The 2,172-nt window shown below is 70.0% G+C and carries 2 protein-coding genes; both read right to left on the reverse strand.

What is annotated here, in order from left to right; genetic code table 11:
• Nucleotides 1–635, reverse strand: a 635-nt coding sequence (gene grpE / locus JHD21_RS18445) for a nucleotide exchange factor GrpE (protein WP_292678186.1), incomplete at its 3' end; no start/stop codon positions are given.
• A partial coding sequence (dnaK, locus tag JHD21_RS18450; RefSeq protein ID WP_292678188.1) for a molecular chaperone DnaK occupies nucleotides 632–2,172 on the reverse strand: 1,541 nt, incomplete at its 5' end. The genes grpE and dnaK, both read right to left, overlap by 4 nt.

Here is a 2,172-nt window from a genome sequence, read left to right on the forward strand (position 1 = left end):
CCGTCGGCCGGACCGTCGGCGGGACCACTGGTCAAGTCAGTGTCACCGGCTGAGTCACCGGCTGAGCCACTGGCCGAGTCACTGGGGGGGTCGACCACCAGCACCTGGGCCGCCCGGACGACCCGGTCGCCGATCCGGTAACCGGACTTCGCGACCACCTTGCAGGTCGTGACCTGGACGTCCGGGTCCTCGCCGATGTGGCTGAGCGCGTCATGGACGGCCGGGTCGAACGGGTCGCCGACGGCGCCGAACTTGGTGAGCCCGAGACCGGACACGATCCGCTCCAGCTGGTCGGCGACGGTCTTCAGGCCGCCCTCCAGCTCGCCGTGCTCCCGGGCCCGGTCGATCGTGTCGAGGACCTCGGTGATCGGTGCGAGCGCGGCGTACGTCGCGTTCTCGCGGATCAGGTCGCGGTCGCGGTCCACGCGGCGCTTGTAGTTGAGGTACTCGGCCTGGACCCGCTGGAGGTCCGCGGTGCGCTCGGTGAGCTGGGTGGCGAGCTCCGCGAGCTCGCCCTCGATCACCTTGCCCTCGGCCTCGGTCTCCTGCTCGTCGGCGGCCGGGTCCGCCCCGGGGTCGGGAAGGGCGCCCTGGTCGGGCTCCCTCCCCTGGCCCGGAGCGGTCGGGTCGGTCACTTGGCCTCGTCGCCGGACGCCGCGTCGGAGGAGCCGGCGTCGTCCGCCGGGCCCTCGTCGACGATCTCGGCGTCGACGACGTCGTCGTCGGCCTCACCCGTGGCGCCCGTGCTGCCGCCCGCCGCCGACGCGTCGGCCTCCGCGGCGGCGTACATGGCCGCGCCCATCTTCTGGCTCGACTCGTTGAGCTTGGCGACCCCGGCGTTGATCTCCTCGGACGTCGCCTCGGTGTTCTCCAGGGTGGCCTTGAGGGCGTCGACGTCGGCCTGGACCTCGGTCTTCACCTCGTCGGGGATCTTGTCCCCGTTGTCGGCGAGGAACTTCTCGGTCGTGTAGACGAGCTGGTCGGCCTGGTTGCGGGCGTCGACCGCCTCGCGGCGGGCGGCGTCCTCGGCGGCGTACTGCTCCGCCTCCTTGACCATCCGGTCGATCTCGTCCTTGCTGAGCGCCGAGCCACCGGAGATGGTCATCGACTGCTCGCGGCCGGAGGCCTGGTCCTTCGCGCTCACGTGCACGATGCCGTTGGCGTCGATGTCGAAGGTGACCTCGATCTTCGGGACGCCGCGCGGGGCCGGCGGCAGGCCGGTCAGCTCGAAGTTGCCGAGGGGCTGGTTCTGCGCCCACATCTGGCGCTCACCCTGCGCGACCTTGATCTCGACCGACGGCTGGTTGTCGTCGGCGGTCGTGAAGATCTCCGAGCGCTTGGCCGGGATCGTGGTGTTGCGCTCGATGAGGTTGGTCATCACGCCGCCCTTGGTCTCGATGCCGAGGGACAGCGGGGTGACGTCGAGCAGCAGGACGTCCTTGACCTCGCCCTTGAGGACACCGGCCTGGAGCGCGGCGCCAACGGCCACGACCTCGTCGGGGTTGACGCCCTTGTTGGGCTCCTTGCCGCCGAGCAGCTCCTTGACCAGCTCGGTGACGGCGGGCATCCGGGTGGAGCCACCGACGAGCACGACGTGGTCGATGTCGGCGATCGCGACGCCGCCGTCCTTGAGGACCGACTTGAACGGCTCCCGGGTGCGGTCGAGCAGGTCGGCCGTCATCTTCTGGAACTCCGCGCGGGTCAGCTTCTCCTCGAAGTGCAGCGGGCCGGACTCACCGTGGGTGATGTACGGCAGGTGCACCGTGGTCTCGCTCGACGCGGACAGCTCGATCTTCGCCTTCTCGGCGGCCTCCTGGAGGCGCTGCTTGGCGATCTTGTCGGCGGACAGGTCGACCGCGTTGTTGTCCTTGAACTTCTTGACCATCCAGTCGACGACCCGCTGGTCCCAGTCGTCACCACCGAGCTCGTTGTCACCGGAGGTCGCCTTGACCTCGATCGTGGAGAACCCGTCGTCGTCCTTGCCCACCTCGAGCAGGGAGACGTCGAAGGTGCCGCCACCGAGGTCGAAGACCAGGATGGTCTGGTCGCCGTCGCCCTTGTCGAGCCCGTAGGCCAGGGCCGCGGCCGTCGGCTCGTTGACGATGCGCTGGACGTTCAGGCCCGCGATCTCGCCGGCCTCCTTGGTGGCCTGGCGCTGCGCGTCGGAGAAGT

The organism is Nocardioides sp. (assembly GCF_016462705.1).
Lineage (GTDB): Bacteria > Actinomycetota > Actinomycetes > Propionibacteriales > Nocardioidaceae > Nocardioides.